The sequence below is a fragment of the Rhizobium sp. CB2179 genome, from assembly GCF_057653455.1.
Genome location: NZ_JBYGKR010000005.1, coordinates 356,970 through 371,348 on the forward strand (window position 1 = coordinate 356,970; position 14,379 = coordinate 371,348).

Here is a 14,379-nt window from a genome sequence, read left to right on the forward strand (position 1 = left end):
CCGTTCAAGCCTCGCTATCGCCGCCCGCAGCCGTGCCAGACGCGACCGGTGTGGCTTGTGCACCTTTGCGACCATGCTCGTTTGCCCCTTTTCCTTCGGCGGGAACGACTTCGCCCCTGCGAAACCGTTCGGCCAGGTGCTCAAACGCCGCCTGCAGCTCGTTTTCGTCAGTCTCGATCTCGCCAAGGCCAGCCTTGAGCGCGATCCGCCCGATCCGCTCCGCTTCGCGGGTCTCGGCGGTTTTAAGTTGCTCTTGCAGTTTGGCAATTTCGTCGCGGATTTTCGAGGAGTGTTTCTTCATTCCAGATGGTCCCGTGTCTGCCGTTTCGTCTTCGAACGTTTGTGAGGTTCCTCCAGACCGACCTGCCAATCTACCGACACTAATGCGGGTAGGCGCAACCTGCACTTCCGGTCATGATCCCGGCCGTTCCGGAGGAGCGGCTTCCAAGGGCGCAATTATACGTCGCTGACGCGACGCCCTTGCTGGAGGCCGATTTGGCCCGCCGCTCTCGACGAACGCGATGAACTCGTTCGCAACCGGGAAGGAACTGCGCCGTGGCCGTCCCTCATTTCTCCGTCAGCATCGTCGCCCGTGGCTCCGGCCGCAGCGCCGTGCTGTCGGCGGCCTACCGGCACTGCGCGAAGATGGACTATGAGCGGGAAGCCCGGACGATCGACTACACCCGCAAGCGTGGTCTCCTGTATGAGGAGTTCGTCATTCCGGCAGGGGCTCCCACATGGCTGCGTGCCATGATCGCGGACAGGTCGGTGTCCGGAGCGTCCGAAGCCTTCTGGAACAAGGTCGAGGCGTTCGAAAAGCGATCGGACGCGCAGCTCGCCAAGGACGTCACCATTGCCCTTCCGATCGAGCTCTCTGCCGAGCAGAGCATTGCTCTCGTCCGGGATTTCGTGGAGCGGCACATCACGTCGAAGGGCATGGTCGCCGACTGGGTCTATCACGACGCACCGGGCAATCCGCATGTCCATCTGATGACGACGCTCAGGCCGCTGACAGAGCGCGGGTTCGGCGCAAAGAAGATTGCGGTGACCAGTCCGGACGGTAACCCGATGCGCAACGATGCCGGCAAGATCGTCTATGAACTCTGGGCGGGAAGCGCAGACGATTTTAATACGATTCGCGATGGTTGGTTCGCCTGTCAGAATAGGCATCTTGCCCTTGCCGGTCTCGACATCCGCGTCGACGGGCGGTCCTTTGAAAAGCAGGGCATCGAACTGACCCCGACCATCCATCTCGGTGTCGGCACCAAAGCGATCGACCGCAAGGCGGAACAAGCCAACGCAAGGTCGTCGGCATGGTCGCCAAAGCTCGAACGCATTGAACTGCAGGAAGACCGCCGCACGGAAAATGCCCGACGCATACAGCGCCGTCCGGAAATCGTTCTCGACCTCATCACGCGGGAGAAGAGCGTCTTCGATGAACGCGACGTGGCGAAGATCCTGCACCGCTATATCGACGATGCCGCTCTGTTCCAGAACCTGATGGTGAGGATCCTGCAGAGCCCGGAGGCGCTGCGGCTCGAACGTGACCGGATCGACTTTGCGACTGGTATCCGGACGCCTGCCAAGTACACGACGCGGGAGATGATCCGGCTTGAAGCCGAGATGGTCAGCCGGGCTATCTGGCTGTCCGGGCGCGCCTCTCATGGCGTACGCGAGGCGGTGCTGGAGGCGACGTTTGCGCGCCATGCCCGTCTGTCGGATGAACAGCGGACTGCGATCGAACGTGTGGCTGGCGGCGAACGGATCGCCGCCGTCATCGGCCGCGCCGGCGCCGGTAAGACGACGATGATGAAGGCGGCGCGCGAAGCCTGGGAAGCGTCCGGCTATCGTGTCGTCGGTGGTGCGCTTGCCGGCAAAGCAGCCGAGGGCCTGGAGAAGGAAGCCGGTATTCAGTCCCGCACGCTGTCGTCGTGGGAGCTGCGCTGGAACCAGAGCCGCGACCAGATCGACACGAGAACCGTTTTCGTGCTGGATGAGGCCGGCATGGTGTCGTCGCGGCAGATGGCGCTGTTCGTCGAGGCCGTGAGCAAGGCCGGCGCAAAGCTTGTGCTCGTCGGTGACCCCGAACAGTTGCAGCCGATCGAGGCGGGAGCTGCCTTCCGGGCGATCGCCGACCGGATCGGCTATGCCGAGCTCGAAACGATCTATCGTCAGCGCCAGCAATGGATGCGCGACGCCTCGCTCGATCTGGGGCGCGGCAATGTCGGCCAAGCGGTTGATGCCTATCGTGCCCATGGGCATGTCAGGGGGTTGGACCTCAAGGCGCAGGCCGTCGAAAGCCTGATCGCCGATTGGGATCGCGACTACGATCCTTCGAAGAGCAGCCTGATCCTCGCACACCTTCGGCGCGACGTTCGGATGTTGAACGATATGGCTCGAGCCAAGCTGGTCGAGCGCGGCATCCTCGCGGACGGCTTTGCCTTCAAGACCGAGGACGGAACCCGCATGTTCGCGGCCGGCGACCAGATCGTGTTCCTGAAGAACGAGGGTAGCCTTGGCGTCAAGAACGGTATGTTGGCCAAGGTGATCGACGCTGCAGCTGGGCGGCTCGTGGTGGCACTTGGCGAAGGGGAACATCGCCGTCTGGTCACGATCGAGCAGCGCTTCTACAACAAGCTCGACCACGGCTATGCGACGACGATCCACAAGAGCCAAGGCGCGACCGTCGATCGCGTCAAGGTGCTTGCTTCCCTTTCGCTGGACCGTCATCTCACCTATGTGGCGATGACGCGCCATCGCGAGGATCTCGCCATCTATTACGGCCGACGTTCTTTCGCGAAGTCCGGTGGCCTTATCCCGATCCTGTCGCGCCGGAACGCCAAGGAGACGACGCTCGACTACGAGAAGAGCTCTTTGTACGGCCAAGCCTTGCGCTTCGCCGAGGCGCGAGGCCTGCATCTCATGAACGTCGCCCGCACGATCGCCCACGATCGCCTCCAATGGGTCGTACGGCAGAAACAAAAGCTCGCCGATCTCGGCGCCCGCCTGGCGGCAATTGGCGTGATACTCGGGCGCGCCGCCAGCGCCAAAACATCACCCAAATCGAAGGCCAAGGAGTCGAAGCCCATGGTATCTGGCATTTCCACTTTCCCGAAATCCATCGACCAGTCCGTCGAGGACAAGCTCGCAGCAGATCCCGGTCTCAAAAAACAATGGGAGGATGTCTCCACTCGCTTCCATCTCGTCTACGCCCAGCCGGAAAGCGCCTTCAAGGCGGTGAATGTCGACGCGATGCTCAAGGATCAGGCGATCGCCAAAACCACGCTGGCAAAGATCGCCGGCGAACCGGAGCGCTTCGGTGCATTGAGGGGTAAGACGGGCGTGTTCGCCAACCGGGGCGACAAGCAGGACCGCGAACGGGCGATTGCCAACGTGCCGGCTCTGGCCCGCAATCTCGAACGCTATCTTCGCCAGCGGGCCGAGATCGAACGCAAGCATGAAACGGAGGAACGCGCGGTTCGCCGGCAAGTCTCGGTCGACATCCCCGCGCTCTCTGCTCCCGCAAAGCAAACGCTCGAGCGCGTGCGTGATGCGATCGACCGCGATGATCTTCCCGCCGGTCTCGAATATGCGCTTGCCGTCAAAATGGTGAAGGCCGAACTCGATCGGTTCGCCAAAGCCGTCTCGCAACGGTTCGGCGAACGCACCTTCCTCGGCATCGCGTCGAAGGATCCGAGCGGAGAGACCTTCAAGTCCGTCACGGCAGGGATGAACCCCGCGCAAAAGGCGGAGGTACAAGCCGCCTGGAATTCGATGCGGACCATCCAGCAGCTCTCCGCTCATGAGAGAACGACCGAGGCGCTGAAGCAGGCCGCGACCTTGCGGCAGACCAGGAGCCAGGGACTTTCGCTGAAATGATCCCGACAATCAGGCGCCAGTGCCCGACACACGAAAAAATTCACCCCGCCGCGACGCTATTATTGGCCGCGGCCTTGCTGGCGTTTGTCTTGTCCGTCGCCGCCGCCGCCGGTGGGTTCCGCATCAATATGACACCAAGCGAACCGCTCGGCCTCTGGCGGGTCGCAGCACTCGATCGGTCCCCCGCGGTCGGCGATGTCGTCTTCATCTGCCCGCCGGAAAACGACAGGATGCGCGAGGCCCGACAGCGCGGCTATCTGCGCTCCGGTTCGTGCCCGGGCGGTTTTGCCCCGCTGATCAAAACGGTGATCGCCACCGAGGGTCAAAGGGTGGAGATCAGGTCAGCCATGTTCGTCGATGGCATCACCGTGGCAAATTCGGCAGTCGCCAGAGCAGATGGAAAAGGTCGAGCTCTTTCGGTTTTTGCAAGTGGCACCGTGCCAGCTGGACACGCCGTTCTGCATTCCGGTTTCGCGGGCTCCTACGATTCCCGCTATTTCGGTCCTTTACCCGTGTCCGGCATCCTCGGTCTGGCGCAAAAGGTGCTCACCTATGCGCCGTGACCACGTGGGTACCGCAGCGCTGATCGGCCTTGCCCTTGCCGTCGCCTCGATCGGATGGAGCGGCCAGGTGCTTCTCCTACCAGTCGCCCTCGCCTTTCCTGTATTATGGGCTCATGCACCCAATCGGATGGCGGCGGGGCTGGTCTCTGCGGCATATTTCCTCGCAGCCTCACGAGGGTTGCCGCAAGGCGTCGCCACCTTCTATTCGTCCGACCTTTGGCCAGGACTGCTGCTCTGGCTCGCGGCATCGGTCAGCTTTTTCGGGGTCTACACGGTGCTTTGGACATCGGTTCGCACCAAGAGACCCCATCGGTACGTGGCCGCTGGCATCCTGATGGCCCTACCCCCTTTCGGAATTACCGGTTGGGCGCATCCGATCACTGCGGCGGGCGTTCTGTTTCCGGGATGGGGGTGGTGGGGACTGGCTGCCACGACAGCCGGTCTGATCGGCCTCGTAACCCGGCTTTGGCCGGCTGTCGCGATCGCTTTGGCAGGCGCGTGGGTTTGGTCCGGGCTAACCTGGACCGATCCAGAAGTACCTCAGTCATGGCGCGGCGTCGATTGGCAAATGGGTTCTTCGCTCGGACGCGAGGCCGGTCTTCAGCGACAGCGTGACCTGATCGCAACGGTGCAAAAGGTGGCTAGCGATGGTGTCGTCTACATCGTCCTGCCGGAAAGTGCGCTGGGCTTCTGGACGCCCACCATCGAGCGGCTATGGACCAGGGCTCTGGCCGGCAGTCCCGTGACGGTGGTCGCCGGCGCATCCGTTGTCGGCGCAGATGGCTATGACAATGTTTTGGTGGCGGTGTCGGCCGGAGGCGGCCGCGTCCTGTATCGTCAGCGCATGCCTGTTCCCGGCTCGATGTGGCAGCCCTGGTGGGGCGATAGCAAAGGCGCGCGCGCGGACTTTTTTGCAAACCCGGTTGTCGTCCTTAACGGCTACAAGGTCGCGCCGCTGATCTGCTACGAACAGCTCGTTGCCTGGCCCGCCCTGCAATCCATGTTGCACGATCCCGATGTCATCGTCGCCGTCGGCAATGGCTGGTGGACCGCGAATACCTCGGTCGTCGCCATCCAGCGGGCCAGTGCCAGGGCCTTTGCGCGTCTCTTCGCCAAACCGCTCGTCCTTTCATTCAACACCTGAGCTGAGGAGGTAGTCATGCTCGATGCCGCGATGATAGAAAAATGCGCCGATCCCTCACTGACGCCTGCCATTGTCGAGCAATTCGTCCAGGCGGCCGGCTCCTCGGACCCGTTAGCGGTTGCCGTCAAAGCCGGTGGCCGGCTGATCCTCGTCCCGAAGCCGAGAACACCGGACGAGGCGATGGACCTCATCCGTAAATATGTTGGCCAGGCGGTGGTTCGCGTCGGGATCACGCAGGTCCCCGCCGGCATCGGCGTCAAGGATGTCTCTGAGCTCAAGCCTGATCTTGTAGAGGCTTGTGAAAATCTGCGCCTCGGCACGGGGTTGTTCGCCAAGGTGGTGAGGATTGTCGCCAAGTGGTACGGCAATCCCACCGACAGGCAAGTCTTTCCGCAGATATTCGAAGATGCCGTCTATGCCTGGAAGACCGGCGAGTTCGAGGGCGTGAGCGTGTTTCGAGCCAAGGACCCTGACGTATCTGTGAAACTGACCGTCCCGCCCGTTGCCGAACAAGACGCCGACACCGACAGCGCGCCGGCCTCTTCGAAGCTCAAGGGCAGCGAGAATGGCGGTCCTGTCGGAACAGCGGAAATGCGGATCGATCTGTCCCGGATCGGCGCTAAATGAGCTTTTGGAAAACGCCTAGGTTTCCGGCAGCAGATAGCGCGTCAGAACGGCGGTATCGTCGTCGATGGTCACTTCCAGCACCTCGTTGACGAGATATTGCACCCCTACCGGTTCCCGCGGAATAAGAACAAATAGTTCCCGTTGAAGCGCAGGTAGCACTTGCGGCACGATAATCACGAGACCCGCGTGGAGCCGTTCCTTGGCGTAGAGCTTGCGAACGTCGCGGGCGTTGTTCGTCACGAAGGTGAAATCTTCCGCGACGATCCGAGGCAGCATCAGGTCCCAGTCCGTCTCGCCGCTTAACCCCAACCAGTTGACGTGAAAACAATCGTGGCCGTGATCTTAAGCCACGGCCACGAGTGATGTGTGGAGGCATTCGTCGATCGGAAATTTTAAGAGGGCTTATCCGACGACTGTGGAACGCGCTCATTTGCTAGCCGAAGACGCTTTTCCGACTTCACCGTCAAGCCCAGCTCCGAAAGTTTGCGTGGCCGTCCTCGAACGGGATGGGCTGCAGTCCAGATGTCAGCAAGCCCCACCATTCGCCCCGTCAGCGAAGGATAGCCTTCGACGATTTCCTCGGTGCTCGCGCCTTGGGCTTTCATCGCGGCAATTGTTCGCACCGGAACGCGAGTTCCCTTAAAAACCGGTTCGCCGCCGACAACTCCTTTGACGCTCTGGATCAATTTTCCAGCCTCTCGAAGCGCCTCTGCGCGCGCGGCCAATTGCTCCCTTGCCCGCGCGACGTCGATGATAAGGTAATCGTCGGCCCTTACGGTATCGGCGCCCGGGTTCTCATCGATTGTGTCGAACATTCGTTTACGGCGCTCGGCAGATAGGATCGATCCAACGCCGTACCAGAGCTTCAAGCGAAGCAGATCCTCTTCAGTAAGAGCTCGGCCCTTGGTGCTGGACGGACGATTGGCGACGATCCGCTTGTCGATCGCGTTGTGCACCGACTTTATCGCAATCTCGCTCACAGCGGCGGCCTCGGCAGGCGTGTAGATGTGTGAGACAGGGACCATAATCATTCTCCTTGAGAAGAATATATAAGGCGGCTGATGCGCGCCGTAAAGCGATGATGTTGCGAGGCAACGATCGAAGCTTCGCGATCGTTGGTGCTGGCCAAGAATTGCGGCATCGACATCGCGCCGGAGCGTTTTGCGAGCTTCATCGAGATGGTGGCGCTCGGTTCCGCCTCAGGGTACCGGCGACCATCGCCGTTCCGAAGCCCGTCCTTCCTCGTCTCGCTCACACCAGGCAAAGCAACTCGCGCGGCGAAAGCTGGGCTTTGGGCGGGCAGCGATCATTTCCATTGCACGGATATTCGACGGATAGCGATCCGCGGGAAGACAACGCTGAACGGGATGCGCCGCCAAGCTTCGAGAAAACCACCTTGTGAATGCGAAATCGTCATCGCTGCCATTGTCGGGAGAAAATCGCGATGGCCCCCGATTGATAGCTGCGGGGCAACAATCTTCGACGATCGTTATTGGACCCCCGGCCGCCGGCTGTCCACCATCCCCACGGCAACAACACAAAAAAAGCGAGACGAGCCATGGGAACAAAGCAAAGCCGGATTCTGCTCTCGGCGATCATGACAGCAATCCTGTCCACCCCCCTGCGAGCAGAAACGCTTGTGGTCAACAGCTACGGCGGCCCCTACGAGGAGATCATAGAAAAAGCGATCATCGAACCGTTCGAGGCCAAGTTCGGTATCGATGTCATTTATGATCCGGTCGGCTCGGCCTCGCAGGACTATGCGAAGATCAAGGCGACCGGGGGCCGACCGGGGTTCGATGTCGTCGTCATGACCGCTTCGCAGTCGGTGCAGGGCTGCCGTGACGGCGTGCTGGAGAAACTTGACGCGGCCACGATCCCGAACCTTGCCAAGCTCATGCCGAGATTGGCGGCCGCGGCCGGTCCCTGCGGTGCCGTGCACGAAGTCCAGTACCTGTCGCTCCTCTACCGGAAGGACAAGCTTGCCACGCCGTCCTCCTGGACGGCGCTCCTCGCCCCAGAGCTGAAGGGCAGGATCGTGCTGCCGACGTTTCAAAACATCATGGCCATCTACCTCGTCGAGATGATGTCCGTGATCAATGGTGGCGACCTTGTCGACAATCTCGATCCGGGTTTCAAGGCCATGGAAGCTGTCGCCAGGCAGTCCATTGGATTCGAACAATCGTCTGCCATTCTTGAAAGCTACATCAAGGACGGCACGGTCTGGGCCATGCCTTTCTGGAACGGTCGCGCTCAACTCCTCGTCGATGCCGGCTTGCCCGTTGACTACATCCGTCCCAAGGAAGGCACCATTCCTCTCATCGCCACGCTAAACGTGCCCGCGGGTGCACAAAACAAGCAATCGGCCATGAAGTTCATCGATTTCTTCCTGGAAAAGACAAGTCAGGAAGCGTGGATCGGTGGCTACAAGGTCGGGAGCGCGCGAACCGACGTAGAGGTCCCCGAGGCGATTCGCACGCGGCAGATCACCTCGGAAGCTGACCTCAAGACCCTGCTTCTTCCGGACCTGTCGCTCGTCGCCGAGCGCCTGCCGCGCTGGGCCGAGCAGTGGGACCGCGATGTCGTTCCCCAGGCAGACTGAGAGGTCGCGATGAACACCATCACACTTGCGGTTCCGGCGGCGTCTCTATCTCCAATCAGGAGATCCTACAGTTACATGGCTTTGTCGCCAGCTGCCGTATTCCTGAGCGTCTTTTTCGCGCTTCCGATGGGACTGATGATCGGCATCAGCTTTTCACAAGAGGAAGTCGGTGGATTTTCCGTCGAGAGCTACCGACGGTTTTTCACCGACGGACTTTCGGTTGCTGGATTCTGTCGCACGGCCATCATGTCCGGACTCGTTGCGATCGCGGTTACTGTGCTGGGGTATCCGGTCGCCTATTTTCTGGCTCGTTCCAGGAGCCGGTGGCGCGCGGTCGTCTTTGCCCTTGCGCTGGCACCGGAACTTGCGGGCGTGGTGCTGCGGACCTACGGCTGGCTCATCATTCTGGAAGATCGCGGCTTCATCAACGATGTTCTCCTTGACCTCGGTCTTATTTCGTCGCCGCTCCCGCTTTCGAAGAATCTCTTTGCCGTCGTCGTCGGCCTGACCCACGTCGTGTTGCCGTTCGGCATTCTCTCGCTGATGACCAGCATTCAGGGCATCGACGAAAGTCTCGAGCGCGCGGCGCAGATGCTCGGTGCCTCGCGCGTCTCCGTCGTCCGCCACGTCATCGTTCCGCTTTCCGTTCCGGGAATTGTCAGCTCGCTGCTGCTTTCGTTCACCATGGCCGCGAGCGCCTACGCGACACCAGCACTTCTCGGCGGCGCCGGTTTCAAAGTCCTGGCGACGATGATCTCCGAGCAGGTCCTCTTCTACGTCGACTGGCCCTTTGCCGCCGTCATGGCCAATGCGCTTCTCCTTCTGATGCTGGTGATCTCGTTCGTTGGCGTGCGGTTTGAAACGCGGCACCGTACCAAGCGAAGCGGCGCCGGGAGGGCCACGGCATGAACTGGTTCCTCTCGGTCCTCTTCCGGCTCATGCTGGCCGGTGTGCTCACCTTCATCACGCTGCCACTTGCCGTCGTCATAGCGGCCTCGTTCAGCCCGACCTCCGCGGTGACGTTCCGGCCGTGGGAGTGGACGGCGCGGTGGTACGGCGACCTCGTCTCGCAGCGCTGGCTCCTGCCCTTTCTGCTCAGCGTCAAGGTCGCGGTGATCGTCTCTATCGTCAGCGGCATCATCGGCGTCATGGCAGCCTATGCCATCGTCTATGAAAAGATTCGCGGCAGTGAAGCGGTGATGTCGGTGCTTCTCTCGCCGCTGTCGGTGCCGCAGATCGTCAAGGGCGTAGCGATCGTCCTGTTCCTGTCGCTGGTCGGGCTGCAGTCCTTCCTTGGCACGCCTGCGCTGATCGCCGCCCACATCGTCCTCGCCCTGCCATTCGTCGTGAGAATGGTGGCGACGTCTATTGCGAACTTCGACCGCAATCTGGATCGGGCGGGTCAAATCCTGGGGGCGAGCAAGCGGCAGCGGGTGCAGCACATTCTTTTGCCAGCGATCAGGCCTGGTGTGCTGTCAGGCATGACCTTCGCCTTCATCATCTCCTTCAACAACATTCCGCTGTCGGTGTTCCTGGTTCGACCAGGCGATACGACGCTGCCGATCACCGTCATCAATTACCTCGAATACAGCCTCGATCCGGTGATGGCGGCGGTCAATGTCGCGTCGATGATTTTCATCCTCGCGGTGATCTTCCTTTTTGAAAAGATCGGCGGCTTTTCCGTCAAACTCCATGGTGGCAGCAAATGAGCAGCATCGATATTGAACTCGTCTCCGTCAGCAAGTCCTTCGGGGCGATCTCCGTCGTGAAGGACATCAGCTTGCAGATCCCGCAGGGTGAGTTCGTCAGTATTCTCGGACCCTCCGGCTGCGGGAAGACGACAACGCTCAACATGATCGCCGGCTTCAACCAGCCGTCGTTCGGCGATATCAGGATCCGCGGGAGGAGCCAGGGCCGCGTTCCACCAGAACGGCGAAATATCGGACTGGTGTTCCAGAACTACGCGCTTTTTCCGCACATGACGGTCGCCGACAACGTCGGTTTTGGCCTCAAGATGAAGAGCGTGGCGCGATCGGAGATCGAAAGCGGCGTGGCGTCGGCGCTGCGAAGTGTTCATCTTGAAGACTACGGCGCGCGCTATCCGAGGGAATTGTCGGGTGGACAGCAGCAACGCGTGGCTCTGGCGCGTGCCATTGCGCCACGCCCATCCGTCCTGCTCCTCGACGAGCCGCTCTCGAATCTCGATCTGAAGCTTCGAGAGGCCATGCGGCTCGAACTGAAGGAACTCCAGCAGCAGCTGGGCATGACGTTCGTCTACGTGACGCACGACCAGGAAGAAGCGATGGCGATGTCCGACCGGATCGTGGTGATGTGGCAGGGGGTCATTGCCCAAACGGGCGGGCCTGCTTCGATCTACCGTCATCCGGCGAGCTCATTCGTGGCGGATTTCATCGGGAAATCGAACATCCTCACCATCGAAGGGACGAGTGAGCAGGAAGCCACCCTCGACCTTCACCTGTCCGGGAGCGCGATCAGCTTGCGGGCGAAGCGCCCGCCGAACCGTCAGCAAGCCCGCTTCTGCTGCATCCGGCCCGAAGACATCGCGGTGCTGAACAACACCGGCGACGCCGGCGGGTGCGGCGTCAATCGTCTGTCCGGAACCGTCCGCCGGGTCATCAACCTCGGTCCGTCGCTGGAGCTCGCGGTCGAGATCGATCCGCAGGTCGTCTTGACGGTGCTCACACGCTCATCGCTGTCGGCCTCACTTCCAGTTATCGGCGACGTCGTTGCGCTTTCCATCGATCCAGACGACATCCAGGTCCTGCCGGAATAGCCGATGGCGATCGATACGCTACGCCTATCAATCCGATCCAATCGATATTGGTGATGCGTCGCTCGCCTGCCCTACGATCATCGCGACCTTAGAGGAAGGTCAGCAACAGGAGTTTTAGGAATGCTCACCAAAATAAGGCTTCGCGCCGTTCAGCATGCCAGCAATGTCTGCGGCGATATCGAGGGTTTCGACTTCAATGACTATGACGCCGACGACGTCGCGGCGGTGCGAAAGTTCTGGCGGCAATACGGCGTCGTCCGTTTCAAGAAGGCCGGCATCACCGACGCCCAGCAGGTGCAGTTCTCGCGTCACTTCGGCGAGTTCGTCATCCATCCCAAGCAATTGCAGGAAGGCGGTCATCCGACCCACCCGGAAATCCTCGTCATCAGCAATGCGATGAAGGATGGCAAGCCAAGCGGTGCGATGGGCAATAGCGAGGCGACGTGGCACACCGATACGTGGTTCTACGAACGCCCGCCGGCGGGCGCGATCCTGCGTGCCGTCGCTGTTCCGCCTTCAGGCGGCGACACCTATTTCCTCTCGACCTATATCGCTTATGACACCCTGCCGGCTCCTCTAAAGAACGCCGTCGATGGGCGCCAGATCTTCTTCCAGAACGTCTACGACAAGACGGGCAAGCTCAGGCTTGGCAAGTCCATGCCGAAAAGCCAGGACTTCCGCGAATGGAGCGGCATCGTGCATCCGTTGGTGCGCACACATGGTGAGACCGGCCGCAAGGCGCTTTACCTCGGCGGAACGACTGAAGGCGCGTGGATCGTGGGCATGAGCCGCGATGAGAGCGACGCGCTGCTCGCCGAACTGTGGGATCACACGACGAACACGAAGCACATCTTCGTGCAGCAATGGGATGAGGGCGACATTATGATGTGGGACAATCGTTGCACCATGCACCGCCGCGACTCCTTCGATCCCGCGTCCATCCGGATCATGCATCGCACCACCACTTCCGGCGAACGGCCGGTCTGAGCCGATCCAGGCCTACCGACCGAACAGCGAGAAAGCCCAATCGATGACAGCGTTCTATCAGATGATCGACAGAAGCCCTCCCCTGCCCGCTGACCTGATCGAGCGACTGTCATCGGTTGACACGGCGACCATCGGCCATGTCGAGCACCTGGGATTTGTCGGCGGTGATATCCGACCCGTATTTCCTGCCCGCGTGGCCGGTGCCGCCTTCACCGTCGCGGCTCCAGGCCGTGACGGCGTCATCATCTACAAGGCGATCGATCTCCTGTTACCCGGCGACATCCTGGTGATCTCGCGCGTCGATCGCGACGACATCGCCTGTGTCGGTGGTGGTGTCGCCGCCGCCGCAAAGGCCAAGGGGGCTGCGGGCATCGTTATCGACGGTCCGTGCACGGATGTCGATGAAATCATCGCCACCGGCGTTCCCGTCTGGTGTCGCGGCGTCTCCGCCAAAACCACGAACCGCCAGTTTCAGATTGGTGGCTCGCTCAACGTGCCAATCGCCTGCGGCGCGGTCGCGGTTCTGCCTGGCTATGGGGTGCTTGCGGACAATGAAGGTGTGTTCGTGGCCGATCGCAACCGCTTGAGGATCCTTGCTGACGCGGCATTGGAGCGCCAGAAGCGCTCGGTGGCTGTCCGGTCTCATTTGGCCTCCGGCCGGTCGATCTTCGACTTTGACGAGGAGCCGAGGTCTTGAAAATCGCCCTCGTTCAAATGAGTTCGCAGCCCGATCGGGCCTATAATCTTGCCGAAGCCGCGCGGCTGATGCGCGAGGCTATGATCGGCAGACCCGACCTGATCGTGCTGCCGGAACATTTCGACTGGCTTGGCGGGACGGTCGCCGACAAGAGGCGCGCGGCGGACCGCATACCAGGTGGCGAAGCATATGTCCTCGTTCAGCGGTTCGCAAAGGACAACGCGGTCTGGGTCCATGCCGGTAGCCTGATGGAGCGCCGCGGCCAGGATCACCGTGTCTACAACACCACCGTCGTGTTCAACGCCAAGGGCGAGGAGGTCGGCCTCTACCGAAAAATTCACCTCTTCGACATCACCGCGCCCGATGGAAAGACCTATTCCGAGTCTGCTGCCGTGGCGCCGGGGCGCGATCTGTTCATCTATGAACTCGACGGCCATCGGATCGGCTGTGCAATCTGCTACGACCTGCGTTTTTCGCGCCTGTTCGATCGCCTCGCCGAGGAAAAGGTCGATATCTTCGTCCTGCCCGCTGCTTTCACTTACCAGACCGGGCAGGCTCATTGGGAGGTGCTGTGTCGGGCACGCGCGATCGAATTCCAAGCTTATTTCGCGGCCTGCGGACAGTGCGGAAGCTATGCGATGCCGGACGGGGAACTCCGCCGGACCTTCGGTCATTCCATGGTGTGCGATCCGTGGGGGCAGATTGTGGCGCGGGCCGAAAACGACGTCTGCGTCCTTGTGGTCGAAATCGACCCCGCTCGACTGCCTGAGGTTCGGCGCCTGATCCCGATGGCCGAGCACCGCGTTTTGCTCGCGGATAGGCAGGTTCGCCTGTCCCCCGGCACCAAGTCAAGACGTTGAGATATCAACGCCGCGGCTCGTCGATGCGGCCAAGTTCGACGTGACCGACCTCGAGCGCCCGGTCGAGTTCGTGGAGCGTCACGATCATTGGATTGGGGCTTTCCTCTCTCCAGATGGCTCAAAGACCGCTGGATGAAGCCGGGCCGCGATTCGACCTCCTCCGCGTCAGGCCCTTTTTGCGGCGCTGGCGCGCAAAATTCCGGCCGACCAGTTCCGGCGGACGTGC

The 14,379-nt window shown here is 61.3% G+C and carries 13 protein-coding genes and 1 pseudogene; 11 read left to right on the forward strand and 3 right to left on the reverse strand.

Features of this window, described 5'->3' with window-relative positions; genetic code table 11:
* Window positions 1-4 precede the first annotated feature (4 nt).
* Window positions 5-301, reverse strand: a complete 297-nt coding sequence (traC, locus tag AC244Q_RS35345; RefSeq protein ID WP_012760270.1) for a conjugal transfer protein TraC — start codon at window positions 299-301, stop codon at window positions 5-7.
* A gap of 254 nt (window positions 302-555) precedes the next feature.
* Here traC and traA point away from each other — a divergent pair, with 254 nt between their 5' ends.
* The 4 genes from traA to AC244Q_RS35365 are packed head-to-tail and all read left to right on the forward strand — an operon-like array spanning window position 556 to window position 6,213.
* The gene (gene traA / locus AC244Q_RS35350; protein ID WP_128407130.1) at window positions 556-3,879 is read left to right on the forward strand and encodes a Ti-type conjugative transfer relaxase TraA; all 3,324 of its coding nucleotides are present in this window, start codon (window positions 556-558) and stop codon (window positions 3,877-3,879) included.
* The gene (gene traF, locus AC244Q_RS35355) at window positions 3,876-4,442 is read left to right on the forward strand and encodes a conjugative transfer signal peptidase TraF (protein ID WP_128407129.1); all 567 of its coding nucleotides are present in this window, start codon (window positions 3,876-3,878) and stop codon (window positions 4,440-4,442) included. The genes traA and traF overlap by 4 nt, the downstream gene beginning before the upstream one ends.
* On the forward strand, window positions 4,432-5,586 hold the full coding sequence (locus tag AC244Q_RS35360) for a conjugal transfer protein TraB (RefSeq protein WP_128407128.1): 1,155 nt from the start codon (window positions 4,432-4,434) through the stop codon (window positions 5,584-5,586). Before traF ends, AC244Q_RS35360 begins: the two co-directional genes overlap by 11 nt.
* A gap of 15 nt (window positions 5,587-5,601) precedes the next feature.
* Window positions 5,602-6,213: a TraH family protein gene (locus AC244Q_RS35365; RefSeq protein WP_128407127.1), complete on the forward strand. Its 612-nt coding sequence runs from the start codon at window positions 5,602-5,604 to the stop codon at window positions 6,211-6,213.
* Window positions 6,214-6,228: 15 nt separating this feature from the next.
* Here the strand turns inward: AC244Q_RS35365 and AC244Q_RS35370 are convergent.
* Both AC244Q_RS35370 and AC244Q_RS35375 read right to left on the reverse strand, forming a co-directional pair.
* Window positions 6,229-6,597: pseudogene (locus AC244Q_RS35370) on the reverse strand (DUF5615 family PIN-like protein).
* A gap of 8 nt (window positions 6,598-6,605) precedes the next feature.
* Window positions 6,606-7,238 carry a DUF433 domain-containing protein gene (locus tag AC244Q_RS35375; RefSeq protein ID WP_012760264.1) on the reverse strand — a complete coding sequence of 211 codons (633 nt, stop codon included), beginning with the start codon at window positions 7,236-7,238 and terminating at the stop codon, window positions 6,606-6,608.
* 533 nt (window positions 7,239-7,771) lie between these two features.
* Here AC244Q_RS35375 and AC244Q_RS35380 point away from each other — a divergent pair.
* From AC244Q_RS35380 to AC244Q_RS35410, 7 genes are all read left to right on the forward strand, one after another.
* The gene (locus AC244Q_RS35380; RefSeq protein ID WP_012760263.1) at window positions 7,772-8,815 is read left to right on the forward strand and encodes an ABC transporter substrate-binding protein; all 1,044 of its coding nucleotides are present in this window, start codon (window positions 7,772-7,774) and stop codon (window positions 8,813-8,815) included.
* A 9-nt stretch (window positions 8,816-8,824) separates the two neighbouring features.
* Window positions 8,825-9,724 carry an ABC transporter permease gene (locus AC244Q_RS35385; RefSeq protein ID WP_012760262.1) on the forward strand — a complete coding sequence of 300 codons (900 nt, stop codon included), beginning with the start codon at window positions 8,825-8,827 and terminating at the stop codon, window positions 9,722-9,724.
* A complete protein-coding gene (locus AC244Q_RS35390) occupies window positions 9,721-10,524 on the forward strand; it encodes an ABC transporter permease (protein WP_012760261.1) in 804 nt (267 codons plus the stop codon). Before AC244Q_RS35385 ends, AC244Q_RS35390 begins: the two co-directional genes overlap by 4 nt.
* Window positions 10,521-11,609 (forward strand): ABC transporter ATP-binding protein, encoded by a 1,089-nt coding sequence (locus AC244Q_RS35395; protein WP_012760260.1) that lies wholly within the window; start codon window positions 10,521-10,523, stop codon window positions 11,607-11,609. The genes AC244Q_RS35390 and AC244Q_RS35395 overlap by 4 nt, the downstream gene beginning before the upstream one ends.
* A gap of 120 nt (window positions 11,610-11,729) precedes the next feature.
* Window positions 11,730-12,596 (forward strand): TauD/TfdA dioxygenase family protein, encoded by an 867-nt coding sequence (locus AC244Q_RS35400; protein ID WP_128407126.1) that lies wholly within the window; start codon window positions 11,730-11,732, stop codon window positions 12,594-12,596.
* A gap of 43 nt (window positions 12,597-12,639) precedes the next feature.
* Window positions 12,640-13,293 (forward strand): RraA family protein, encoded by a 654-nt coding sequence (locus AC244Q_RS35405; RefSeq protein WP_012760258.1) that lies wholly within the window; start codon window positions 12,640-12,642, stop codon window positions 13,291-13,293.
* Between the two features lie 17 nt (window positions 13,294-13,310).
* Window positions 13,311-14,153 carry a carbon-nitrogen hydrolase family protein gene (locus AC244Q_RS35410; protein WP_017997462.1) on the forward strand — a complete coding sequence of 281 codons (843 nt, stop codon included), beginning with the start codon at window positions 13,311-13,313 and terminating at the stop codon, window positions 14,151-14,153.
* The last annotated feature ends 226 nt before the right edge of the window (window positions 14,154-14,379 follow it).

Coding starts and splice junctions, on each gene's coding strand:
- traC (WP_012760270.1), bottom strand. CDS start 301: ATGAAGAAACACTCCTCGAAAATCCGCGACGAAATTGCCAAACTGCAA.
- traF (WP_128407129.1), top strand. CDS start 3,876: ATGATCCCGACAATCAGGCGCCAGTGCCCGACACACGAAAAAATTCAC.
- AC244Q_RS35360 (WP_128407128.1), top strand. CDS start 4,432: ATGCGCCGTGACCACGTGGGTACCGCAGCGCTGATCGGCCTTGCCCTT.
- AC244Q_RS35365 (WP_128407127.1), top strand. CDS start 5,602: ATGCTCGATGCCGCGATGATAGAAAAATGCGCCGATCCCTCACTGACG.
- AC244Q_RS35375 (WP_012760264.1), bottom strand. CDS start 7,238: ATGGTCCCTGTCTCACACATCTACACGCCTGCCGAGGCCGCCGCTGTG.
- AC244Q_RS35380 (WP_012760263.1), top strand. CDS start 7,772: ATGGGAACAAAGCAAAGCCGGATTCTGCTCTCGGCGATCATGACAGCA.
- AC244Q_RS35385 (WP_012760262.1), top strand. CDS start 8,825: ATGAACACCATCACACTTGCGGTTCCGGCGGCGTCTCTATCTCCAATC.
- AC244Q_RS35390 (WP_012760261.1), top strand. CDS start 9,721: ATGAACTGGTTCCTCTCGGTCCTCTTCCGGCTCATGCTGGCCGGTGTG.
- AC244Q_RS35395 (WP_012760260.1), top strand. CDS start 10,521: ATGAGCAGCATCGATATTGAACTCGTCTCCGTCAGCAAGTCCTTCGGG.
- AC244Q_RS35400 (WP_128407126.1), top strand. CDS start 11,730: ATGCTCACCAAAATAAGGCTTCGCGCCGTTCAGCATGCCAGCAATGTC.
- AC244Q_RS35405 (WP_012760258.1), top strand. CDS start 12,640: ATGACAGCGTTCTATCAGATGATCGACAGAAGCCCTCCCCTGCCCGCT.
- AC244Q_RS35410 (WP_017997462.1), top strand. CDS start 13,311: ATGAGTTCGCAGCCCGATCGGGCCTATAATCTTGCCGAAGCCGCGCGG.